This window comes from Kitasatospora sp. NPDC059973 (assembly GCF_042737525.1).
GTDB lineage: Bacteria > Actinomycetota > Actinomycetes > Streptomycetales > Streptomycetaceae > Kitasatospora.
In genome coordinates, this window is record NZ_JBHWUI010000081.1 from 11,548 (window position 1) to 32,640 (window position 21,093).

A 21,093-nucleotide genomic window follows, 5' to 3' on the forward strand; every position below is an offset into this window, starting at 1 on the left:
AGGGCGAGATCTTAGGTTAGGCAATCCTTATCTCGTCAAGTCCTGGCGACTTGGTACGGACCAGGCCGAGTTCGGCCCCATGGCGTGCCTACCGCGTATAAGGTGAGGCTCACCTTAGCCGATCTCGGGGAGTGCCGATGATCTTGGGGGCCACACCCGTGCCCGCCGCCCCATGCGCCCCTTGTCCTCTCTATGCGGACTACCGGCGCCTGCTGGACCTCGCCCCGGCCCTGCGGGTCGACGTGCTCGGCGCGGGCGAGGCCGCACCCACCCGTGCTCAGGGCTGGTACTCCGCCGTCGAACTGGCGGCGGATCCGACCGCGCTGGCCGACGCGCTGGCCGGTGAGGAGGCCCGGATCGCCGCCGAGCACGGCAAGGCCCCGCGCCCCCACGTCACCGCCTCCCGGCTGCTGCACCACTACCTCTGGTCGGTCTGCGTCCTGATCGCCGGCCCCTGGCACCTCGCCCGCCGGGTCCCCGTCATCGACGGCGCGGACCTCTGGATGCACGCCCCCACGGGTGACTTCGCACTCCGTCCACGCGCCCACAGCACGCTCCCGGGCGACGACGAACTGCGCGCCGAACTGCGCGCCTCCGTCGTCACCCACGTCGAGCCGCTGCTCACCGCCTTCGCGGGCGCCACCCGGCGCGGCACCCGCGCCCTGTGGGGCATGGTGACGGACGATCTGGCCTCCGCCGTCTGGTACCTCGGCCGGATGCTCGGCGAGGAGTCCACCGCCGTCGCGGCCGCCGGAGCGGTGCTGCCCGGCGGCACCCAGCCGCTGCTCGGCGCCGCCGACTTCCGCCTCCTGCGCGGCGAGGACGGGCGCGGCCACCCGACCCGCACCCGGCTCGGCTGCTGCCTCTACTACGCGATCCGGCCGGACTCCGCCTGTATCACCTGCCCCCGGACGCCGGACGAGGAGCGGCTGCGGCGGCTCTGAGGCGGGCGCCCCCGGCCCCCGGGCTGAGGGGATGTCAGGTGCCCGGATAGGCTAGCCGGATGATCGATTCGACGATGCGGGTGCGGGTCGCCCGCCCCTCCCGGGACCTCGCCGCCGCCGAGCGGTTCTACGTCGACGGCCTGGGGCTGGACGTCCTCTGGCGCACCACCGAGCGGGTGTCCGGCGAGCACGACCTGATCATGGTCGGCCCGGCCGGCGGCAGCTGGCACTTCGAGCTCACCCGCGACCCGGAGCACCCGCTGGAGCCGACGCCGACCGTGGACGACCTCTTCGTCGTCTACCTGGGCGCGCCGGTCGACGAGGCCGCCGTGGCCAGGCTGGAGGCCGCCGGCGGCACCCGGGTCGCCGCGCACAACCCGTACTGGGACGAGTACGGCGTGACCGTCGCCGACCCGGACGGCTACCGGCTGGTGCTCTGCAGCCGGACCTGGGGCGCCTGACCCCGACTGCCGGGTCCGGGCGTCGCCGCCGGGGTGGGAAGTCGGCCCGGCCGACTTCCCACCCCATGAGCGCCGTTGCTCCCGACTCGCCCCGGCCTCGGCGGCCCGGCCGGCCTCCCCGGGCCCCGGCGGCGGTCAGCCGACGGTGACCCGGACGTCCTTGACCGCCAGCACCTTGCAGGAGGCGGCGTCGCCCGGCTCGCGGCAGGTGGCGCGGTCGACGTAGTGCCAGGTGAGCGTGGTGCTGCCGGCGGCGGTCGCGGTCCAGGTCTGGCGGACGGTGTGGCCGCAGCCCGCGGAGTCGGGCGGGCAGCTGCTCAACTTGGCGTCCGCGTCCCGGTGCAGGACGGCCCGGTCGCCCTCGCCGGTCAGCTGCCAGCCGTGCGGCAGCGGGGCGGAGGTCAGGCTGACGCCGACCGAGCGGCCGACAGCCAGGTGGACGTCGGCCGGTTCGAAGGCCGGCTTGCCGCCGGCCACGGCCTCGGCCTCCAGGTCGGCGGGCAGGGCGAGGACGGTGTCCGGCCGGTCGTCCGACGACGGCCCGCCGGAGGACGAACAGCCGGCCACCGGCGCCAGGGCCAGCAGGGCGGCGGCCGCGAGGGCGAGCGGGCGGCGCGGGGATCGGGCGGTCACCGGGCTTCCGCCTCCCGGGCGTTGCGCCGCAGTTCGATCAGCGCCGCGACCTCCGCCAGCCAGCGCGCGAACAGGTGCTCGCGCCCGAGGTCGGCGCCGCTCGCGGCGGCGGCCTGCAGCCACTCGCGGACGACGGTCCGGCCCGGCTCGCCGATGACCGGCTCGGGCAGCGCGAGGGCCGCCGCGAAGCCGCCGGCGCGGACGTGCTGGGCCAGGAACCCCAGCGGGTACGCGCCGATGCCCGCCGCCTCGGCGCGGTGGGCGGCCGCGATGGCGGCCTCGGTGAACAGGGCCTGGCGCGGGCCACCGGTGAGCAGCAGGCCACGGGTGATGGCGGCGGCGACGTCGAGGTCCGCCAGTTCGGCGTCGGGGCGGACGTTCGTCATTTCGGCAGCTCCAGCGCGGTCGACTTGTTGAGGGGGTGTTCACCGGGGGTCAGTCCGCCGAGCTGGCTGTTGACGAACTGCTCCTCGGTCACCCAGGAGGTGAAGCCCCAGGGGTTGTAGACCTGCAGCTTGTCACCGTCCCGCCCGATGATCATCATCTGGTGACCCGAGTCGTCGTTCCGCACGGTGATCGGGACGGGCAGGCCCTCGTCGACGGACTTCTCGATCCGCGCCAGCGCCGCCCGCCGGTCCTCGTCGCTCTCCAGCTCGACGTGCTCGTAGTCGGCGCCGGTGGCCTTGCCGAGGTCCTTGTCGGCCAGGTAGGTCTGGGCCTTCGGCCCGAGCCCGCTGTCCACCTGCGGGTAGACCTTCTTGTTCCCGTCGACCCGCTGGCCGTCCTTGTACTCGTTGAGGTACGTGTCCTGCAGCCGCTTCTCGAAGTTCTCCGGGGAGTCGGCGCCGGGTGCGTCCGGGGTGCCGCCGGTGGTCAGCTGGAACATCATCAGCGGGTCCAGCTTGGCCTGGGCGATCACGGTGGAGGCCGCCACGCAGTCGCTGACGTTGCGCTGCGAATAGAGGCCGTAGCCGTCGATGTTGACGTTCTGGCCGCCGTAGGTGACGTCGAGGTTGTCCGAGGACTCCCGGCCGGTGTCGCCGGTGCTGGTGGCCGGCACGAGGTGCTTGGCGAGCCAGGCCGGGTCGTCGCCGTGCGGGTGGATCTGGGCGTCGAACCGCTGGATGTCGGACACCGAGTGCCCGGCCGCCAGCGCCTTCCAGAGGTAGGCCGCCTCCTCGGGGGACTTCGCGCCGGACAGCAGCGCGCGGAACGCCGCCTGGTCGGCGCCGGTCATCACACCGAGGGTCTGGTTGGCCCGGTCGAGCTGGTTGGGCGTGAGGATGTAGCCGCCGTCCTCGCCCGCGCCGGGGTTCTTCTCGGTGGCCAGGACCACCGCGGCCAGCGGGTCGATCGAGCCCATCCCGGCGCGCGAGGCGCGCGCCGCGGAAGCCAGCTGGTTCAGCTTGCTGGCGGTGCTGGTGCCGGTGCTCTCCACCCGCCGGGCCGCCGCGAGCCGGGCGTCGACGCCGGCCAGCGCGGTCGCCATCGCGTCCTGGTCGAAGCCGCCCGGGTCCTGGCGGGCCCGCTCCCCGGCGGACCGCAGCTGTTCGCGGCCCTGGGTGTCGGTCTTCTTCGCCCAGTCCAGCTCGCTCGCCCAGGTGTCCAGCAGGACGGCGGCCTGGGCGAGGGTCTGCTGGGAGGTGGTGGTCTCCTCCGACATCGCGTGGATCGCCTGCGTCGCGTGCTCGGCCACCGAGCCGCTCCAGACCGCGGGCAGCTGGTTGGTGGCGATCCCGGAGAGGTCCTGCGAGGCCTGGCCGAAGGAGGCGGCCGCCTGTCCGTAGTCCTTGGCGCGGGCCTGCACGGCGCTCACGTCGCCGACCGGCTCCGGCACGGCCAGCGCCTGGTCGATCCCCTCCAGCAGGTGGAGGTTGGCGAACATGAAGTTCACCTTCTCGATGGTGTGCCGCGCCTTCTCCAGATCCTTGACCTTGCTCACCGGCCGCCGCCCGCCGGCACCAGCGAGGCCGTGATGGCCTTCTCCGCGTTGCGGTAGTTGGCCGTGGTGGTCGACATCTTCTGGGACAGCTCGTCCAGCGCGCGCTGGGTGACGGTGATCTCCTTCGACCAGGCGCTGTCGAAGGAGGACCACGCGCTGTCCATGCCGAACTCGCCGAAGGCGGTGGCCGCGTAGCAGACCGAGCCCGCGTAGGCGGTCTTGGCCGCGGCGATGTCCGTCGCCGTCTTGTTCAGTTGGTCCGTGACGCCGCTCAGACCGGCCACGCTGACGCCGTATCCGTCCCCGCCGCCGCCCGGCGCTGCTCCGTCGCTCATGCTTCCCCGTTCCCCCGTCTTCCGGTCCGTCGGTCCACCTGCCACCGGTGCCCGCGCGACGGTACGGCGCGGACACCGGGGAGAGAGCCTAACCTGTGGTGGGGGACAGGGTATTACGCCCGGGAGGGCCGGATCGGCTCCTCGCTTTCTTCACGGCCGGCCCGCAACGGCCGCACATTCGGGGCGTTCTGTGCGGTCTTCACCCCACGGGCCGGGACCGGCTCGACCGCCGGGTCCAGGGTGTCCGTCTTCACCGGTACCGGTGCCGGCAGTGGTACCGGCAGTGCCGAACGGCGCGGGTAGCGGCGGTCGGTGGCGGTCGCGGCGGCGAGCAGCAGGGCGGCCGCCGCGGCGACGACGGTGATCCGGAACGGCGCTTCTGGCGCGAGGTGGCCGGCCGCCCAGCCGCCGAGGAACGTCCCCGCCGACTGGGCCAGGATGATCGCGCTGACCAGCGCCGCCATCGCCTCGCCGAGCCGCGCCGTCGGCACGGTCCGCTCCACCAGGCCGAACATGGTGATCATCTGAGGCGCGACGGCCATGCCCAGGCACCCGACGGCCCCGGCCAGGGCGAGTACGCCGCCGCCGGAGAAGAGCAGCAGGACGGAGGTGGCGAACAGCAGGACCGTCCCGGCCCGCAACCGGGCCGCCAGTTCCCAACGGGCCGGCAGCGCGGCGGTGGCGATGCCCGCGAAGGCACTGGTGAATCCCATGAAGCCGTAGATCAACCCCGCCGCACCGGGCCGGCCCAGCGCGTCCGTGGTGGCGGTGACCCCGACCTGCACCGAGCCGAAGCAGGCGCCCAGCAGCGCCATCCCGGCGAGCAGCAGCACGTACGGAGGGCTCATCAGGGGCTCGGCGGAGCGCCGCCGGGCGTCCGGCCCGGTACCGGGCGGCGCGGTCGGGTGCAGCGCGAACAGGGTGGCGCCGACGCCGACCAGCGCCGCCGCGGTGAGCAGCCCGGCGGCGGGGGAGACCAGGGTGGCGAGCAGACCGACCAGGGCCGGCCCGGTGGTGAAGCTGACCTCGTCCACGATGCCGTCCAGCGAGAGCATCGAGGACGTCAACTCCGCGTCCCCGCCCGCCAGCCGGACCCAGCGGCTGCGTGACAGCGGCCCGACCAGCGGGACCGAGAGGCCGATCAGCGCGGCCGGCGCGATCTGCGCGGCGAGCGGCAGGCCGCCCTCGGACGCGGCCACCAGGGCGAGCACCGCGACCGTGTTGACGAGCGCGGTGACCAGGCCGACGGTGCGCTGCCCGCGCCGGTCCGCGAGCCGGCCGACCAGCGGCCCGCCGACCGCCTGACCGAGGGCCAGCGCCCCGGCCACCACCGAGCCGCGCCAGACGCTGCCGGTGTTCCGGGTGACCAGCAGCAGGGTGCCGATCGGGCACATCGCGTTCGGCAGCCGGCCGAGCAGCGACCAGAGCAGCACCCCACCACCCGTCAGCTGCGCCGCCGAACGGAACCTCGTGACCACGGACATCGTGCTGCACCCCCACGCGGAGCCGGGGTGGGCGCCCGCCTCCCACCACCGGCCCGAGCCGGTACCGGCGGCCCGCGGGTGAGCTCCGACCGTACGACCTGGACGATCACCCGGGTAACCGTACGATCACCCAGCGCAGTCGGATCGGAGCGTTCGGTCACCTTGGAGGACCGCCCAAGGGCGGCCGGCGGGTCGCCCGGAGCGGCGCGACCCGCCCGAGCCGCAGGCGGCGAGTGCGAGCCCGGAGGCGAGGGTGGGCACGGTGCGGCGGGTGAGCGCGGGGAGCATCGGGCGACTCCGATCCGGAAGGCGGCGCGGCGCCCGGATCCCTGCCCGCGGGAGGGTGCGGCTACGCCTGCGCGCGGGGCGCGCCGGGGTCGCCCTGGCCGTGCGCGTCCGGCCGGTCGTCCGTACCGCCGTCCTCCCGCTGCTCCCGGCGCTGGCGCAGCAGCCCGTCGTACTCGGCGTGCACCCGCCGGTCCATGGCCAGGGCGAACTGGGCGTCCGTGACCGTCCGGGCCAGTGGCCGCACCCGGAGGATCTGCTCGGTGAGGCGGGCCGCCTCGCCGGGGGGCAGCGGGGTGTCGGCGGCGAGCGGGCCCAGGAGCTGGTCGCGGGCCAGTGCGGTGAAGATCTCGGCGATCGCGTCCACGTGCTCCTGGGCGCGGCGGCTGGCCTCCAGCACGACCGCGAGCGGCACGCCTTCGGCGACCAGGGCCGTGGTGGCGTCCATCAGCCGCCGGCTGACGTGGGTGATCCCGTCCTCCTCGACCGAGATGTAGCCCTGGGCGACGGACTCGGCGGTGTTCTCCTCGGTGAGCTGGTCGCCGAAGGCGGTCTTCAGCTCGTCCCAGTCGAGGTGGACGGGCGTCTCGTCCGACCAGGGCGCGATGATCGCGGCCTCCAGGCCGATCAGCTCGGCGACGTCCCGGCCGCTCTCCCCGGCGCCGATCAGCTCGGCGATGCCGCCCAGGGTGTGGCCGCGCTCCAGCAGTTCGGCGATCACCCCCAGCCGGTGCAGATGGGCCTCGCCGTACCAGGCGATCCGGCCCTCCTTGCGCGGCGGCTGGAGCAGCTTGCGCTCGCGGTAGAAACGCAGCGTCCGGGTGGTGATGCCGGCCGCCTCGGCCAGCTCCTCCACCCGGTACTCGCGTCGTCCGTCGCCCGCACCCGCTCTGACCTTGTCCACGGCGCTCAGCATAGGACCGGCGATCGCCGAAGTGACGTGGCCGGGCTTCTTCCCCCCGTCGGCGACAGGGGCTACTCTGCCAATCGTGCCAGTGATTGCTGGCATGGTTATCGCGACGGCATGACGGCACGATGGCAGGACGCACGACGGCACGTCGCGGCAGTGCGCACCTCACGGCCCCCACCCTCAGGAGGACGCCGCATGGCATCCAGCACGAAGCGCCCCCGCCCCGACGCGTCCGACCGGGCGCCGCTCGACGCCTCGACCGGCCCGGCCGACACCGCCCCGGACACCACCCCGGCCCCGAAAGCCACCCCGGCCGCACCCGACGCCCCGCACGTCCGGGTGGCCGTCATCGGCTCCGGCTTCGGCGGCATCGGCGCCGGCGTCCGGCTGCGCCGCGCCGGGATCACCGACTTCGTCATCCTGGAGCGCGCCGACTCGGTCGGCGGCACCTGGCGGGACAACAGCTACCCCGGTTGCGCCTGCGACGTCCCCTCCCACCTGTACTCCTTCTCCTTCGCGCCCAACCCAGACTGGCCGCGCAGCTTCTCCGGCCAGCCCGACATCCGCGCCTACCTGGAGAAGGTCACCGACGTCTTCGGCATCCGCCCGCACCTGCGGTTCAACGCCGAGGTCACCGAGGCCCGCTGGGAGGCCGACCGGACCCACTGGCGGATCACCACCACGGCCGGCCAGTGGACAGCCGACGCCGTGGTCTCCGCCGCCGGGCCGCTCGCCGACCCGCAGATCCCCGACCTGCCGGGCCTGGACTCCTTCACCGGCAAGGTGTTCCACTCCTCCCGCTGGGACCACGACTTCGACCTCGCCGGCAAGCGGGTCGCGATGGTCGGCACCGGCGCCTCCGCCGCCCAGATCATCCCCAACATCCAGCCCGAGGTCGGCCGGCTGACCGTCTTCCAGCGCACCCCGGCCTGGGTCCTGCCGCGCCGCGACCGCGCGATCACCGACGCCGAGAAGTGGCTGCACACCCGGCTGCCCCTCACCGCCAAGCTCCGCCGGGGCACCCTCTTCGCGCTCCGCGAGCTCCAGGTGGACGCGTTCGTCCGCCGGCCCGGCCTGCTGAAGCTCGTCCAGCAGCTCGCCGAGCGGCACATCGCCCAGAGCGTCACCGATCCGGCGCTGCGCGCCAAGCTCACGCCGGACTACCGGATCGGCTGCAAGCGCATCCTGCTCAGCAACACCTACTACCCGGCGCTGGCCGCCGCCAACACCGAGGTGGTCGCCGCCGGCCTGCGCGAGGTGCGCGGCTCGACCCTGGTCGCCTCCGACGGCAGCGAGCACGAGGTCGACGCGATCGTCTTCGGCACCGGCTTCCACGTCACCGACATGCCCATCGGCGCCCGGGTGTTCGGGGCCAACGGCACCAGCCTGGCGGAGGAGTGGAAGGACGGCATGGAGGCGCTGCGCGGCTCCACCGTGCACGGCTTCCCGAACCTGTTCTTCGTGATCGGCCCCAACACCGGCCTCGGCAACAGTTCGATGATCCTGATGATCGAGTCCCAGCTGAACTACCTGGTCGACGCCCTCACCACGCTCGGCTCGGCCGGCGCCACCGCGATGCAGCCGACCGCCCGCGCCCAGCGGCACTGGAACCTCGAACTCCAGCACCGGATGGACCGGACCGTCTGGACCACCGGCGGCTGCCGCAGCTGGTACCTGGACAGCAGCGGCAAGAACACCGTGCTCTGGCCCGGCTCCACCACCTCCTTCCGCCGGGCCACCCGCAAGGTCGACCTCGCCGAGTACGAGCTGATCATGCGGACCGTGCCGGCCGGCCGGAGCGCCGGGACGCCCGAGGAGGCGCTGGCATGAGCCCCGCGATCCCCGCCGACTGCGTCCCGCCCGCCCCCGCCGAGGAGTTGGTGATCCGCTCGGCCGACGGGAGCCGGCTGCACGCCGAGATCCACGGGCAGCCCGGCGCCCCGACCGTGGTGCTCGCCCACGGCTGGACCTGCTCGACCGTCTTCTGGGCGCCGGTGATCCACCGGCTCGCCGACCGCTACCGGGTGGTGGCCTACGACCAGCGCGGCCACGGCCGCAGCGAGGTCCCGCCCAGCCGGCTCCGCTACTCCACCCGGGCGCTCGCCGAGGACCTCTCCGCCGTGCTCACCCGGACCGTCCCGGCGGGGGAGCGGGCCGTCCTGGTCGGCCACAGCATGGGCGGCATGACCGTGATGGCCGCCGCCGGCCGCCCCGAGGTCGCCGAGCGGACCGCCGCCGCGGTGCTGGTCTCCACCGGCCCGGCCGACCTGGTGACCGAGCTGCTCGTGCTGCCGGAGGCGGTGCGCCCGGCACGGCTGCGGCGCTTCCTGCACCGGCAGGGCCTGCGCTCCCGGCTGCCGCTCGGTCCGGTCGGCCCGGTCAGCCGCGCGGCGCTCAAGTACGTCACCATGGGGGCGGGTTCGCCCGCCGACCGGGTCGAGGCGACGGCCCGGGTGGTGCACGCCTGTCCGACCGTCGTCCGGGCCCGCTGGGCCGGCGTCCTGGACTCGCTCGACGTCCGCGCCGGGCTGGCCCGGCTCACCGTGCCGACCGCCGTCGTGGTCGGCACCGACGACCGGCTGACCCCGCCGGCGCACGCGCACCGCATCGTCGCCGCGCTGCCCGACCCGCAGGGGCTGCTCCTGCTGCCCGGGGCCGGCCACATGGTGCCGATCGAGCGGCCCGCCGAGGTCGCGGCCGAGATCGAGCGGCTCGCGACCGCCCACCTGCCCGCCGTCCACCGTCCTTCCCCCCAGAGGAGCCTGACCGCATGAGTGCCACGTTGCCGCTGTCCGCACAGGTCGTCGTCGTCACGGGTGCCGCGCGCGGGGTCGGCGCCGCCCTGGCCCGCAAGCTCACCCTGCAGGGCGCCAAGGTGGCGCTGCTCGGGCTGGAACCGGCCGAGCTCAAGGAGGTCGCCGCACTCTGCGGCCCGGGCGCCACCGCCTGGGAGGCCGACGTCACCGACATCGACGCGCTCACCGAGACCGCCCGCCGGATCAAGGAGCACTACGGCCGGATCGACGTGGTGGTCGCCAACGCGGGCATCGCCATCGGCGGCCCGCTGCTGGACAGCGACCACCGGGCGTTCAGCCGGGTGATCGAGGTGAACCTGCTCGGCAGCGTGGCCACCGCGCGGGCCTTCCTGCCGGCCCTCGCCGAGAGCCGCGGCTACCTGCTCCAGATCGCCTCGCTCGCCGCGCTCACGCCCGCCCCGCTGATGAGCGCGTACTGCGCCAGCAAGTCCGGCGTCGAGGCCTTCGCCCACTCGATCCGCGCCGAGGTCGCCCATCAGGGCGTCAAGGTCGGTGTCGGCTACCTGAGTTGGACCGACACCGACATGGTCCGCGGCGCCGACCAGGACGCCGTCCTCAAGCAGATGCGCGACCGCCTGCCCTGGCCGGCCAACAAGACGTACCCGCTCGGCCCGGCCGTGGACCGCCTGGTCGCCGGCATCGCCCGCCGCTCCGCCCACGTCTACGCCCAGCCCTGGCTGCGCGGCATGCAGCCGGTCCGCTGGATCCTGCCCTCGCTGATCGCCGCCGTCGGCTCCCGCGACATCGCCCGGCTCGCACCGCAGCTGGCCGCCACCGCGGCCTCCCGCCTCCGCCCGGTCGGCGCCGGCGGCGCCGCGGACAGCGCCGCGCACCCCGAGAAGCCCTGACCGCCGGGCCCGGCCGGCTCCGTCCCGCCGGGCCGGCCGGGCCGGGGCAGCGCTCAGGTCGCCGGCTTCGCGAGCTGTTTCAGAGTGTCGTACGCCGACTGCACGAAGCGCCCGTCGAGCGCCGGACCGGTGTTGGTGAGGGCGGCCACCGCCGTCGCGGTCTGCGGGCAGAAGCCGACGACGACGGTGAACCCGCGGGTGGCGCCGGAGTGGAAGTAGAGATCGCGGCCGTCCGGCGTCCTGCGCAGGTTCCAGACCAGGCCGATCCGGTCGCCCGATCGAGACAGCCGTAGCCGTGGGCGCTGGACGTCGCGCAGCGCCTGCCCCAACTCGCCGTCCTCCGGCGACAGGTGGGCGCGGAGGAAGCGCAGCACATCGGCGCCGCCGGCCCGGACGGCGCCGGCGCCCGGCAGCCCGGGGATGAGCCACGGCGGGATCGGGCGACCGCGCCGGTGACCGGTGGCGCGGTGCGGGGCGTCGGGGGAGCAGGTGGCGGTGCGCAGGCCGAGGGGGCGGCAGAGGCGGTCGGCGAGCAGCTCGGCGTAGCCGGTGCCGCCCGCCTCGGCGAGCAGCCGGCCGAGCAGGCCGACCCCGTAGTTGGAGTACCCGTAGCGCGTACCGGGCGCGTGGCGCACGCTGGTTCGGGCCACGCCGGCGCGCAGCCGTCGGTCGTCGAAGCCCGCGTACGGATTGCGGGCCCAGCTGGGGAGGGCGGCCGCGAGCAGTCCGGGCGGGAGCTTGGGCAGGCCCGAGGTGTGGGTGGCCAGGTGGAGCAGCCGGATCGGGCCGCCGTGCCGGACGTCCGGCGGGCACCAGTCCGCTGGGAGGTGCCGCTGCAGCGGGTCGTCCAGGGCGACTTCGCCCCGTGCGGTCATGACGGCGAGCAGCAGGGCGGTGAACGTCTTGGTGACGGAGCCGAGTTCGTAGACGGTCTCGGGTGTGCAGGGCTCCCCGTCGAGGGCGGTCCGGCCGTGGCAGTGGACGGCGGTCCGGTCCCCGCGGGCCACGGCCAGCGTCACGGCGGTGGCGTACGGCGCGGCGGCCCGGACGAGGGCGGGGACCTGGTCCGCGCCCGGGCCGCTGAAGCCGTGCAGGCCGCCCTCCGCCGCCCGGCGGGCGGCGGAGGGCGGGCCGGTCATCGCGTTCAGGTCGGTCATCGCGTTCAGGCCGCGACCGCGGCGCCGCCGAGTGCCCGCGACAGGGTGACGGTGCCGGCCACCACGGCGACGACGGCGGTGTGCTCGTGGTCGCGGAAGGCCTGCTCGGGGTCGTCCGAGACCGGCTCGGCGCTCTCGCGCGGGATCAGCCCGTCCTCGCGCTGGATCGCGGCCAGCGCCTCCCAGCCCTGCGTGCCGGTGACGGGCTCCCCGATGCACGAGTCGACCACCAGGAGTTCGCCGACGAGGTCCCACTGGCCGACCTCCAGCCAGGTGTCGACCCAGACCGGCAGCCAGTTGCGGACGTAGTCGCGCATCGGTTCGGGCATGCCCTCGGGCCGGGCACCCCAGTCGGTGAGGTGGAAGACGGCGTGGGTGATGTGGTAGCCGGTCAGCCAGTCGATGGCCCAGGGTTCCGGTGTCGCGCCGAGCCAGGTCCGGGAGGTGAGGGCGTCCCAGTCGTCGGGCTGATTGCGCAGTCCGATCACCCGGCGCGCGTTGGCGAGGGCGAGCCGCCGGTTGGGCATCATCTCGATGGCCTGGATCCCGCGGACCTTCGTCAGGGATTCCAGGAGCTCCTCCAGCGGGGCGTGCCGGTAGCCGGACCGGGCGAAGTGGACGTACGTCTCCAGCGGGTCGGTCATCACGGGGTAGCGCAGCAGCCGCTCGTACAGGAGGTTCCCCTCCCGCAGTTGGGACCAGCCGAAGTCGAGGAGCTCGCGGGCGATGCGGGCGTCGTGGGGGCCGGTGACGCCGTCCCGCAGGACGAGTGACGCGGCGAGGGCGGACTCGGCGAGCGGCTTGTAGGCGTTGTTCGGATCGGCCAGGTCGATGGTGACGTCGTCGGGGAGCCGGCCGAAGCCGCGCTCGTGGCAGTCGTGCAGCCAGGCCATCGCGCGTGATCCCAACTGCTGTGCGGAGGACAGGAGCTGGTTGTCGGTCATGACGCCGCTCCGCTCAGCAGGTGTTCGGCCACAGCGAGTTCGAGTGCGGTGCGCGCACTGCCGTCACCCACGGCCCGGATCCGGTCCAGCATGGGTTCGACCTCCAGGGGCAGCGGCCGTCCGTCGGCGGCGAGCCAGGCGAGCCATCTGGTCAGCCGGGCGGCGACCCGGTAGTCGCAGCGCAGCAGCGAACGGACGGCGCCGCGGGCCAGGGCGAGACCGTGCTCGCGGGCCGCGTCGTGCACGGGGCCGTCGAGGCCGGGGAGGGCGAGGGCGGACAGCTGGGCCATCCGGACCGACCAGGCCTGCCAGGCGTGGGGCTCCGGCCGCGGGGCGTGACCGGGGTGGGGCTCGCCGCGGTCGTGCGCCGTGTCGCCGGCCGGTTCGGGGAACGGGAGGTCGGCGGCGGGTCCGGGCGCCCGGGCGAGCAGCACGGTGGTGGCCCAGTCCCGCCACGCGGCGACGAGGACGGCACCGGCCGCCCGGTCGTCGTCGGCGGACCGGGCGGGGACGGGGGACCCCGGTTCGGTGGGCGCCGGAAAGCCGGCGAGGGGGAAGGCCCGGTGGGCTTCGGTCAGCAGCAGGACGGCCTGTTCGTCGGCCCCGGCCACGCCCAGCACCTGCGGTGCGAGCACGTCCGGCCCGAGCACCCGGGCGGCGGCGAGGACCGGACGCGGCGCGGGGCCGGTGTCGGGCGCGGCGGGCGCGACCGCGCCCTCGACGCCACGGAGGGCGTCGAGGGTGCGGCCTGCCAGCCGCTCCACCGCTGCGGCGTATTCGTCGCGGAGCGAGAGATCGGCGGTTGGCATGGTGCGTACTTCTCCTTGAAGAGGGCTTCGCGGTGTCACGGGCCCGCTGTGCGCCCGCGGACTCCGCGCGGTGCCTGGTGCCGTCGGTCCCGAATTACCGGGTCTTCTCCTTCGGCGGCTTCGGCGACAGCAGCAGCGCTCCTGCCAGGAGCAGCAGGGCGGCGGCTTCGGGGCGGTACGTGGGCGCGTCGCTGACGGTCGCCTCGTCCTCCGTGATCAACATGCCTAGTGCGTCGAGCTCGGCCTGGGTGGCGAGCGTCGTCCGCGTGGTCTGAGTAAGCATCTGAGTGCCTCCTCATCGAAGTTCCAACGCCTGGTCCGGCGATGCCCCCCTTCATCGACCATAGGAGCACGAACCATCCGGCGCCACCGCTGTACGCTCCGTGACCACCGTCACCGAGAGGTAGCTCACCGGCGCGCAGCGAGAGCGCCCGGGGTGTCGCGGATACCCGCGAGTAGATACGGTCGCTGCATGACCACTGCCTTGATCACCGGCGCGACCGCCGGCATCGGAGCCGCGTTCGCCCGCCGGCTCGCCCGGAGCGGCTACCGGCTCGTCCTGGTGGCCCGGGACACCGAGCGGCTGGAGCGCGCGGCCGCCGACCTGCGGGCGAAGTTCGGCATCGACACCGAGGTGCTCACCGCCGACCTCGCCACCGAGGCCGGTATCGCGGCCGTCGAGACCCGGCTGGCCGACCCGGCCCACCCGGTGGACCTGCTCGTGAACAACGCCGGTTTCGGCAACAAGGGCGCCTTCCTGACCGTCCCGCTCCAGGACGAGCTGGACATGCTGAAGGTGCACGTCGAGGCGATCCTGCGGCTCACCACGGCGGCGCTGCCCGGCATGCGCGAGCGCGGCCGCGGCGCGATCGTCAACGTCGCCTCGGTGGCGGCGTTCCTGCCGCGCGGCACGTACGGGGCCAGCAAGGCGTGGGTGGTGAGCTTCACCCAGGGCGTGATGCGCGACCTCGGCGGCACCGGCGTGCGGCTGATGGCGCTCTGCCCGGGCTTCACCCACACCGAGTTCCACGAGCGGGCCGGCATGGGCACCGGCAACATCCCCTCCTGGGGGTGGCTGTCCGCCGAGCGGGTGGTCGCCGAGGCCATGCGGGACCTGGCGCGCGGCCGCTCGCTTTCCGTGCCGAGCAAGCGCTACAAGCTCGCGGTCGCGATCGCCCGGGTGCTGCCGTCTGGCAAGCTCGGCGGGGTCTCCTCGAAGGCGGCGCGGACGTACCGGACCGACTGACGAACCGGTTCGGCGGGCGGGCGGGGTCGGGTGGCACCGGCCCCCAGGGGCGGCCATGGGAATAGGAGCAGTCTCACTATTAGCTTAGCTAACTATGAGCTATCCTCGCTATGCCGGTGGCCGCCCGACCGCCGTGTCCACCACGCCCACCACGCCCGCCGCAGCCCCCTGCGGCGCCGTGCCCGCCGCGCGCCCGCGCGTCCGACCCCAGGAGGCCCGCCCTTGAGGCCCGACGGCATCAGCTGGACCCCGCCCGCCCAGGCCGAGGGAGAGCCCCGCCCGCCGGCCCAGTGGCGCCGCATCCTCGCGCTGTTCCGCCCGTACTCCGGCCGGCTCACCGTGGTCGGTGTGCTGGTGGCGGCCTCCGCGGTCGTCTCGGTGGTCACGCCGTTCCTGCTGAAGGCCGTGCTGGACACCGCCATCCCGCAGGGCCGGACCGGCCTGCTCAGCCTGCTCGCGCTCGGCATGATCGCCGCCGCCGTGGTGAACAGCATCTTCAACGTGCTGCAGACGCTGATCTCCACCACCGTCGGCCAGCGCGTGATGCACGACCTGCGCACCGCCGTCTACGGCCACCTCCAGCGGATGTCGCTGGCGTTCTTCACCCGCACCCGCACCGGCGAGGTGCAGTCCAGGATCGCCAACGACATCGGCGGCATGCAGTCCACCGTGACCTCCACCGCCACCTCGCTGGTCTCCAACTTCACCAGCGTGATCGCCTCGGTGGTCGCGATGGTCGCGCTCGACTGGCGGCTCACCGTCGTCTCGCTGCTGCTCCTGCCGGTCTTCGTCTGGATCAGCCGCCGGGTCGGCAACGAGCGCAAGAAGATCACCGGTGAGCGGCAGAAGCAGCTCGCCGCGATGAGCTCGGCCGTGCAGGAGTCCCTCTCGGTCAGCGGCATCCTGCTCGGCCGCACCATGGGCCGCTCCGACTCGCTCGCCGCGGACTTCACCGGGCAGTCCGACCGGCTGGCCGAGCTGGAGGTGCGCTCCAGCATGGCCGGGCGCTGGCGGATGAACACCATCCAGATCGTGATGGCCGCGATGCCCGCGGTGATCTACTGGGCGGCCGGACTGGCCTCGGCCGGCGGTTCGCCGATCGTCTCCGTCGGCACCCTGGTCGCCTTCGTCTCGCTCCAGCAGGGCCTGTTCCGCCCGACCATCAGCCTGCTCTCCACCGGTGTCCAGGTGCAGACCTCGCTGGCGCTGTTCCAGCGGATCTTCGAGTACCTCGACCTCCCGGTGGAGATCGCCGAGCCCGAGCGGCCGACCGTCCTGGAGAAGATCCGCGGCGAGGTCCGCTTCGAGGGCGTCGAGTTCCGCTACGACCCCGAGCAGGAGCGGCCCACGCTCGCCGGGGTGGAGCTCAAGGTCCCGGCCGGCAGCTCGCTCGCCGTGGTCGGCGAGACCGGCTCCGGCAAGACCACGCTCAGCTACCTCGTCCCCCGCCTCTACGACGTCACCGGCGGCCGGGTGACGATCGACGGGGTGGACGTCCGCGAGCTCTCCTTCGACTCGCTGTCACGGGCGGTCGGCGTGGTCTCCCAGGAGACCTACCTCTTCCACGCCTCGGTCGCCGACAACCTGCGCTTCGCCAAGCCGGACGCCACCGACGAGGAACTCGTCGCCGCCGCCCGGGCCGCGCAGATCCACGACACCATCGCCGGACTCCCGGACGGCTACGCGACCCTGGTCGGGGAGCGCGGCTACCGCTTCTCGGGAGGGGAGAAGCAGCGTCTCGCGCTGGCCCGGACCGTTCTGCGCAACCCGCCCGTGCTGATCCTGGACGAGGCCACCAGCGCGCTGGACAACCGCACCGAGCAGGCCGTCCAGCAGGCCATCGACACCCTCGCGGCCGACCGCACCACCATCACCATCGCCCACCGGCTCTCCACCGTCCGGGCCGCCGACCGGATCGTCGTGCTGGACCGGGGCGAGGTCGTCGAACAGGGCACCCACGACGAACTGGTCGAGGCCGACGGCCGGTACGCGGCCCTGCTGCGCCGTGAGGCGCCGGTCCCGGTGCTCGAAAAGCGGTAGCCGCCGGGGCGGCCGGTCCGCGGCCCGGGCTCGGGTGACGGTCAGGCGGCCTTGGGGATCTCGTTGTACGTCTCCGCGATCTCCTGGCCGGAGAGCTGCTGGATCGCCCGCATCACCTCGTCGGTGACCTGCCGGCGGGCCTTGAGCGACCGGGCCTGCCCGTGCAGTTCGTCGAAGTGCAGCGGCTCGCCGAAGCGGACCGTCACCTTGCGCAGGCGCGGGACGCGCTTGCCGATCGGCAGGATCTGGTCGGGCCCCTCCAGCGCCACCGGCACCACCGGGACGCCGGCGGTGAGGGCCAGCCAGGCCACGCCGGTCTTGCCGCGGTAGAGGCGGCCGTCGAGCGAGCGGGTGCCCTCGGGATAGATGCCGAAGGCCTTGCCGTCCTCCAGGATCTCCAGGGCCGACTCCAGCGAGGCCTGCGCGGAGCGGTAGGTGCCGCGCTCGACGGGCACCGCGCCGATCGCCTCGAAGAAGCCCTTGGAGAGCGCGCCCTTCATCCCGGTACCGGTGAAGTACTCGGCCTTGGCCAGGAAGTGCACCCGGCGCGGCGCGGTCAGCGGGATCACCACGCTGTCGATGAAGGAGAGGTGATTGCTGGCCAGGATCACGCCGCCCTTGCGCGGCACGTTCTCCAGGCCCTCGATGGTCGGCCGCCAGATCCCCCGCGCGAGCGGTTTCAGCACCAGCTTGGTGACGAGATCGAGCATGGTCCCTCCCAGGACGAGCGCGCCCGAGACGAGCCCGGGCCTGAACAGACGACGATCGGCGTTCGTTCCCCGGCCGGGCCGGGATCAGACCCGCAGACTACGACACCCACCCCCGAGCCCGTCCACTCCCGCCAACCGTGGCGCTCACCACGGCCGGGTAGGGTACGGCCGTCGGAAACGCACATCAGCAGTCATGCGGATCATCGCAGGCATGCAGTTCCTCAGGAGGGGCCACCCATGGCAGACGTCGACACCATCCGCGCGGCGTTCGACAAGTACGACGTGAACGGCAACGGCCGGATCACCGCCGTCGAGTACGCGAAGGTCGCCCGCGAGCTCGGCGACCTGACCACGTCGATCTCGATGGCCGAGGCCATCATCAAGCAGATGGACACCAACCACGACGGCGAGCTGACCTTCGACGAGTTCCTCGCCGCGCGTCAGGGCTGAGCCGGCGTCGGGCCGAAGCCGGTACCGGGCCGAAGCCCGTTCAGGGCCGAGTCCGTACCGGGCCGAGCCCGCATCGGGCGGGGCCCCGGGATTCCCGGGGTCCCGCCCGCCGCGTTCCCGGGCCGGTCGGTCCGGCCCTCCGGGCGGGTCCGGCCTTCCGGGCGGCCCGGCCGGCGCCTGCTCAGGCCCGGGTCGGGAACACCCGGCGGACCACCCGCTCGCTCGCCCCGCCGTCGTCCCACGGGCAGAACCGTTCGCGGAACTTCGCCCGCGCCGCCGGCTCCGGGTCGCCGGCCAGCAGCGCCGCGGCCAGGCCGTCGGCATCCACCGTCACCGCGCCGGGCGGCTCCGCGAAGAGGTCGAAGTAGACCCCGCGCACCCGCCGGTACTCCTCCCAGTCCGGCGCGAAGACCACGATCGGCCGGTCCAGCACGGCGTAGTCGAACATCATCGAGGAGTAGTCGGTGACCAGGACGTCCGCCGCCAGGTAGAGGTCCTCCACGGTCGGGTGCGCCGAGACGTCCACGATCGCGGCCGCGTCCTCACCCGCCGCCAAGTCGCCCGGGCCCCCGGTGTGGAAGTAGTGCGTGCGCACCAGCAGCGTGAAGCCGGGGCCCAGCCGCCGGGCCAGCTCGCGGACGTCCAGCAGCGGGACGTACCCGCCCCGGCCCTCGCGGTGCGTCGGCGCGTACAGCACCGCCGTGGTGTCCGGTGCCAGCCCGAACCGCTCGCGCATCGCCGCCACGTCGGCCGGCGTGCTGACGGCCAGCCGGTCGTTGCGCGGGTAGCCGGTGTCCAGCATCTCGTAGCGGCCGGGGAAGGCCCGGGCGAAGTGCTCGCTGGTGTGCGGGTTGGAGGAGACCAGGAAGTCCCAGCGGTCGACGGCCTCCAGCAGCCGGTCGAAGTCCATCCCGTCGGCGGCCACCGGGTGGTCCCGGAGGTCCATCCCCATCGCCTTCAGCGGCGTGCCGTGCTGCGTCTGGACGTGCACCGTCCCCGGCCGCTTCACCATGGTGCGCGGGAAGTTGACGTTGTTCACGAAGTACTTGGCGGTCGCCATCGCCTTCAGGTAGGCCGGTGTGTTGACGATCACGTAGGGCACCCCGGCCGGCAGCGTGGCCGCCTGCTTGCGGTTCTCCACCACCCACACGCCCCGTACGTCCGGGGCGAGTTCCCTGGCCTTCTCGTAGATCGCCGCCGGGCTGCACGCGTAACCCCGGTGCCAGTACGCCGCGTAGACCGCCAGGTGCTCGTCCAGCGGGAGCCGGCGGAACGCGTTGTACGCGGTGAAGCGGGCGCCGCTGCGCACCCCCTTCTTCACCGCCGGGGCGACGGCCCGCGCCCCCCGCTTGAGTTCGCGCGGCAGCCGGCCGGTGCGGCGCAGTTCCGCGTAGGCGACCCGGGCGCCGCGCGCCGCCAGGCGGAACTGCACGCCGCGCAGGCCGCCGGGGAACTGGTAGCCGGCCGGGCGGTGGCGGGTGAAGTGCTCGGCGATCCGCCGGAAGAAGTCCTTGCGCAGCCCGGCCGGGACCAGCCCCGGGGTGTCGTGGACGGTCAGCGCCTGCTGGACGGTCCGCTCGAAGACGAGGGTGCGCAGGGTGTCCGGCACCGGGCGGCCGGGCCGGTCCGGGCGGTCCAGGAACGCGAAGATCGCGTCGTACTGGGCGAAGGCGTCGGCGTGCTTGGGGGAGGCGGTGCTGGTGATCGCCCCGGGGCGGCCGCGCCGGTAGAAGTAGCAGACGCGGTCGAGGTAGCGCAGCCGTCCGGCGGCCAGCAGGGCCGGGTAGGTGACCGAGATGTCCTCGTAGAAGCCGCGCCCGAAGGAGACGTCGAGGCCGAGCAGGAAGTCGCGGCGGAAGACCTTGTTCCACACCGACATCACGGTCCGGAACAGCGCCGGGTGCTCGGCGAGGGTGCAGCCGTCGGCCAGCGGCGAGCCGACCAGGACGTGGCGCCAGGGGTTCGGCTCGGTCCCGCCGTCGGGGTAGACGTGGGTGAAGTCGGTGAGCAGGACGTCGGCCGGGGTCTCGCGGGCGCGTTCCTGCGCGAGCTCGTCGAGGAGCGCGGAGACGGTGCCGTCCGGCAGCCAGTCGTCGCTGTCGACGAACCAGACGTACTCGCCGCGCACCTCGGGGAGGGCGGCGGTCCGGGCGCCGCCGAGACCCTGGTTCTCGGTGAGGTGCAGCACGCGCAACCGCGGGTCGCGGGCGGCGTACTCGTCCAGGATCGCGCCGCAGCGATCGGGGGAGAGGTCGTCGACCGCGATCACCTCGAAGCGCGACTCCCCGCGGGGAGTGGCTTCCAGGATCGAGTCGAGGCAGCGGGGCAGGTAGCGCTCGACTCCGTGGACCGGGAGCACGATGCTGAGGAGGACTGGCACGCTGGCCGAGTCTACCGAGCGCCGCCGGGGAGCGGATTCGCGCGGGGTCGGGGCACGGGGTGGTGGTGCGGTGCGCGGTGCCGGGCGGGGGCGCGGGGGTGTGAGATGCGTCGCGGGAGCGTGGGGGCGGGGTCCGGTCCGGTGCCTCGGTACCGGGCCGTACCGGAGGCCGTCCGCGGACCCGGAACCGCCGGTGCCGGGCCCCGTACGGGGCGGCACCGGCAGCCTGGTGGCGGCCCGGCCGACCCTCACGGCCGGCCGCCCGTCCCAGCGCCTCCCGGGCCTGGCCACCGCAGCGTCGAGGTGGCCGGGCAGTGGCTCGGGGGAGCCGGAGTTCTTCATCAGTCGAACGCACGATTGAGCGGTGCTTGAGCGGGATCCGTGTTCGCGCGGTCGATGAAGATATTGCTTGGAGGTTTCCCCCACGTCAATCCCTCGATTGTGTTCACTTTCTGAACTGTCTCGTCCGAGTGGTCGGTGGCGCTCCGGTGGCGTGCGGGGCGACCGCCGGTCGCGTCCGGGCCCCGCCGGTCGTGATCGACGGTGATCCCGCATGCCGGGCGCGTGCCTCCCCGGCAAGCGCCGGGCGCGTACCCCCGAGGCACCCGTGACGCGCGGCCGGTCGTGCACCATCATTGATGCTCAGTCGTAACCGCTCCGGGCGGCCCCTGGTGCGGCGTCAGTTGACGCCGCACGATA

The 21,093-nt window shown here is 73.9% G+C and carries 20 protein-coding genes; 8 read left to right on the plus strand and 12 right to left on the minus strand.

Annotated elements, in window-relative coordinates:
- The first annotated feature begins 137 nt into the window (after window positions 1–137).
- Together ACFWA9_RS22180 and ACFWA9_RS22185 are read left to right on the plus strand one after the other, a co-directional pair.
- Window positions 138–944: an iron-sulfur protein gene (locus ACFWA9_RS22180; RefSeq protein ID WP_380389154.1), complete on the plus strand. Its 807-nt coding sequence runs from the start codon at window positions 138–140 to the stop codon at window positions 942–944.
- A 59-nt stretch (window positions 945–1,003) separates the two neighbouring features.
- A complete protein-coding gene (locus ACFWA9_RS22185) occupies window positions 1,004–1,405 on the plus strand; it encodes a VOC family protein (protein WP_329490531.1) in 402 nt (133 codons plus the stop codon).
- A 135-nt stretch (window positions 1,406–1,540) separates the two neighbouring features.
- On the opposite strand, the gene ACFWA9_RS22190 is transcribed toward ACFWA9_RS22185, so the two are convergent.
- The 6 genes from ACFWA9_RS22190 to ACFWA9_RS22215 form a co-directional block, all read right to left on the minus strand.
- Window positions 1,541–2,038: a hypothetical protein gene (locus ACFWA9_RS22190; protein WP_352291114.1), complete on the minus strand. Its 498-nt coding sequence runs from the start codon at window positions 2,036–2,038 to the stop codon at window positions 1,541–1,543.
- Window positions 2,035–2,424 (minus strand): hypothetical protein, encoded by a 390-nt coding sequence (locus ACFWA9_RS22195; RefSeq protein WP_380389157.1) that lies wholly within the window; start codon window positions 2,422–2,424, stop codon window positions 2,035–2,037. The genes ACFWA9_RS22190 and ACFWA9_RS22195 overlap by 4 nt, the downstream gene beginning before the upstream one ends.
- Window positions 2,421–3,980, minus strand: coding sequence for a hypothetical protein (locus ACFWA9_RS22200; protein WP_329490534.1), 1,560 nt, complete (start codon window positions 3,978–3,980; stop codon window positions 2,421–2,423). The genes ACFWA9_RS22195 and ACFWA9_RS22200 overlap by 4 nt, the downstream gene beginning before the upstream one ends.
- Complete coding sequence (locus ACFWA9_RS22205) at window positions 3,977–4,315, minus strand: type VII secretion target (RefSeq protein ID WP_329490535.1); 339 nt, start codon at window positions 4,313–4,315, stop codon at window positions 3,977–3,979. The genes ACFWA9_RS22200 and ACFWA9_RS22205 overlap by 4 nt, the downstream gene beginning before the upstream one ends.
- A gap of 113 nt (window positions 4,316–4,428) precedes the next feature.
- A complete protein-coding gene (locus ACFWA9_RS22210; protein ID WP_352291115.1) occupies window positions 4,429–5,799 on the minus strand; it encodes an MFS transporter in 1,371 nt (456 codons plus the stop codon).
- 349 nt (window positions 5,800–6,148) lie between these two features.
- The gene (locus tag ACFWA9_RS22215; RefSeq protein WP_380389160.1) at window positions 6,149–7,000 is read right to left on the minus strand and encodes a MerR family transcriptional regulator; all 852 of its coding nucleotides are present in this window, start codon (window positions 6,998–7,000) and stop codon (window positions 6,149–6,151) included.
- A gap of 189 nt (window positions 7,001–7,189) precedes the next feature.
- Between ACFWA9_RS22215 and ACFWA9_RS22220 the strand changes: the two genes are divergently transcribed.
- The 3 genes from ACFWA9_RS22220 to ACFWA9_RS22230 are packed head-to-tail and all read left to right on the plus strand — an operon-like array spanning window position 7,190 to window position 10,658.
- Window positions 7,190–8,824, plus strand: a complete 1,635-nt coding sequence (locus ACFWA9_RS22220; RefSeq protein WP_380389162.1) for a flavin-containing monooxygenase — start codon at window positions 7,190–7,192, stop codon at window positions 8,822–8,824.
- The gene (locus tag ACFWA9_RS22225; protein WP_380389164.1) at window positions 8,821–9,768 is read left to right on the plus strand and encodes an alpha/beta fold hydrolase; all 948 of its coding nucleotides are present in this window, start codon (window positions 8,821–8,823) and stop codon (window positions 9,766–9,768) included. Before ACFWA9_RS22220 ends, ACFWA9_RS22225 begins: the two co-directional genes overlap by 4 nt.
- Window positions 9,765–10,658 carry an SDR family oxidoreductase gene (locus ACFWA9_RS22230; RefSeq protein WP_329490541.1) on the plus strand — a complete coding sequence of 298 codons (894 nt, stop codon included), beginning with the start codon at window positions 9,765–9,767 and terminating at the stop codon, window positions 10,656–10,658. Before ACFWA9_RS22225 ends, ACFWA9_RS22230 begins: the two co-directional genes overlap by 4 nt.
- A gap of 53 nt (window positions 10,659–10,711) precedes the next feature.
- Here the strand turns inward: ACFWA9_RS22230 and ACFWA9_RS22235 are convergent, their stop codons facing one another.
- From ACFWA9_RS22235 to ACFWA9_RS22250, 4 genes are all read right to left on the minus strand, one after another.
- On the minus strand, window positions 10,712–11,815 hold the full coding sequence (locus ACFWA9_RS22235; protein WP_380389166.1) for a serine hydrolase domain-containing protein: 1,104 nt from the start codon (window positions 11,813–11,815) through the stop codon (window positions 10,712–10,714).
- Window positions 11,816–11,820: 5 nt separating this feature from the next.
- Window positions 11,821–12,759, minus strand: coding sequence for a DUF6895 family protein (locus tag ACFWA9_RS22240; protein WP_329490543.1), 939 nt, complete (start codon window positions 12,757–12,759; stop codon window positions 11,821–11,823).
- Window positions 12,756–13,568 (minus strand): hypothetical protein, encoded by an 813-nt coding sequence (locus ACFWA9_RS22245; protein WP_380389168.1) that lies wholly within the window; start codon window positions 13,566–13,568, stop codon window positions 12,756–12,758. The genes ACFWA9_RS22240 and ACFWA9_RS22245 overlap by 4 nt, the downstream gene beginning before the upstream one ends.
- Before the next feature lie 94 nt (window positions 13,569–13,662).
- Entirely contained in the window at window positions 13,663–13,851 is a 189-nt protein-coding gene (locus ACFWA9_RS22250) for a hypothetical protein (protein WP_329490545.1), read from the minus strand.
- Between the two features lie 189 nt (window positions 13,852–14,040).
- On the opposite strand from ACFWA9_RS22250, the gene ACFWA9_RS22255 reads away from it, so the two are divergent.
- Together ACFWA9_RS22255 and ACFWA9_RS22260 are read left to right on the plus strand one after the other, a co-directional pair.
- On the plus strand, window positions 14,041–14,814 hold the full coding sequence (locus ACFWA9_RS22255) for an SDR family oxidoreductase (RefSeq protein WP_329490546.1): 774 nt from the start codon (window positions 14,041–14,043) through the stop codon (window positions 14,812–14,814).
- Between the two features lie 222 nt (window positions 14,815–15,036).
- Window positions 15,037–16,854 (plus strand): ABC transporter ATP-binding protein, encoded by a 1,818-nt coding sequence (locus ACFWA9_RS22260; RefSeq protein ID WP_329490547.1) that lies wholly within the window; start codon window positions 15,037–15,039, stop codon window positions 16,852–16,854.
- A gap of 41 nt (window positions 16,855–16,895) precedes the next feature.
- Here the strand turns inward: ACFWA9_RS22260 and ACFWA9_RS22265 are convergent, their stop codons facing one another.
- On the minus strand, window positions 16,896–17,564 hold the full coding sequence (locus ACFWA9_RS22265; protein ID WP_359804277.1) for a lysophospholipid acyltransferase family protein: 669 nt from the start codon (window positions 17,562–17,564) through the stop codon (window positions 16,896–16,898).
- A 237-nt stretch (window positions 17,565–17,801) separates the two neighbouring features.
- Between ACFWA9_RS22265 and ACFWA9_RS22270 the strand changes: the two genes are divergently transcribed.
- Window positions 17,802–18,014: an EF-hand domain-containing protein gene (locus ACFWA9_RS22270; protein ID WP_329490549.1), complete on the plus strand. Its 213-nt coding sequence runs from the start codon at window positions 17,802–17,804 to the stop codon at window positions 18,012–18,014.
- Between the two features lie 181 nt (window positions 18,015–18,195).
- On the opposite strand, the gene ACFWA9_RS22275 is transcribed toward ACFWA9_RS22270, so the two are convergent.
- Window positions 18,196–20,394: a CDP-glycerol glycerophosphotransferase family protein gene (locus ACFWA9_RS22275; protein WP_380389171.1), complete on the minus strand. Its 2,199-nt coding sequence runs from the start codon at window positions 20,392–20,394 to the stop codon at window positions 18,196–18,198.
- Between the last annotated feature and the right edge of the window lie 699 nt (window positions 20,395–21,093).

Coding starts and splice junctions, on each gene's coding strand:
- ACFWA9_RS22180 (WP_380389154.1), top strand. CDS start 138: ATGATCTTGGGGGCCACACCCGTGCCCGCCGCCCCATGCGCCCCTTGT.
- ACFWA9_RS22185 (WP_329490531.1), top strand. CDS start 1,004: ATGATCGATTCGACGATGCGGGTGCGGGTCGCCCGCCCCTCCCGGGAC.
- ACFWA9_RS22195 (WP_380389157.1), bottom strand. CDS start 2,424: ATGACGAACGTCCGCCCCGACGCCGAACTGGCGGACCTCGACGTCGCC.
- ACFWA9_RS22205 (WP_329490535.1), bottom strand. CDS start 4,315: ATGAGCGACGGAGCAGCGCCGGGCGGCGGCGGGGACGGATACGGCGTC.
- ACFWA9_RS22210 (WP_352291115.1), bottom strand. CDS start 5,799: ATGTCCGTGGTCACGAGGTTCCGTTCGGCGGCGCAGCTGACGGGTGGT.
- ACFWA9_RS22215 (WP_380389160.1), bottom strand. CDS start 7,000: ATGCTGAGCGCCGTGGACAAGGTCAGAGCGGGTGCGGGCGACGGACGA.
- ACFWA9_RS22220 (WP_380389162.1), top strand. CDS start 7,190: ATGGCATCCAGCACGAAGCGCCCCCGCCCCGACGCGTCCGACCGGGCG.
- ACFWA9_RS22225 (WP_380389164.1), top strand. CDS start 8,821: ATGAGCCCCGCGATCCCCGCCGACTGCGTCCCGCCCGCCCCCGCCGAG.
- ACFWA9_RS22230 (WP_329490541.1), top strand. CDS start 9,765: ATGAGTGCCACGTTGCCGCTGTCCGCACAGGTCGTCGTCGTCACGGGT.
- ACFWA9_RS22235 (WP_380389166.1), bottom strand. CDS start 11,815: ATGACCGACCTGAACGCGATGACCGGCCCGCCCTCCGCCGCCCGCCGG.
- ACFWA9_RS22240 (WP_329490543.1), bottom strand. CDS start 12,759: ATGACCGACAACCAGCTCCTGTCCTCCGCACAGCAGTTGGGATCACGC.
- ACFWA9_RS22245 (WP_380389168.1), bottom strand. CDS start 13,568: ATGCCAACCGCCGATCTCTCGCTCCGCGACGAATACGCCGCAGCGGTG.
- ACFWA9_RS22250 (WP_329490545.1), bottom strand. CDS start 13,851: ATGCTTACTCAGACCACGCGGACGACGCTCGCCACCCAGGCCGAGCTC.
- ACFWA9_RS22255 (WP_329490546.1), top strand. CDS start 14,041: ATGACCACTGCCTTGATCACCGGCGCGACCGCCGGCATCGGAGCCGCG.
- ACFWA9_RS22265 (WP_359804277.1), bottom strand. CDS start 17,564: ATGCTCGATCTCGTCACCAAGCTGGTGCTGAAACCGCTCGCGCGGGGG.
- ACFWA9_RS22270 (WP_329490549.1), top strand. CDS start 17,802: ATGGCAGACGTCGACACCATCCGCGCGGCGTTCGACAAGTACGACGTG.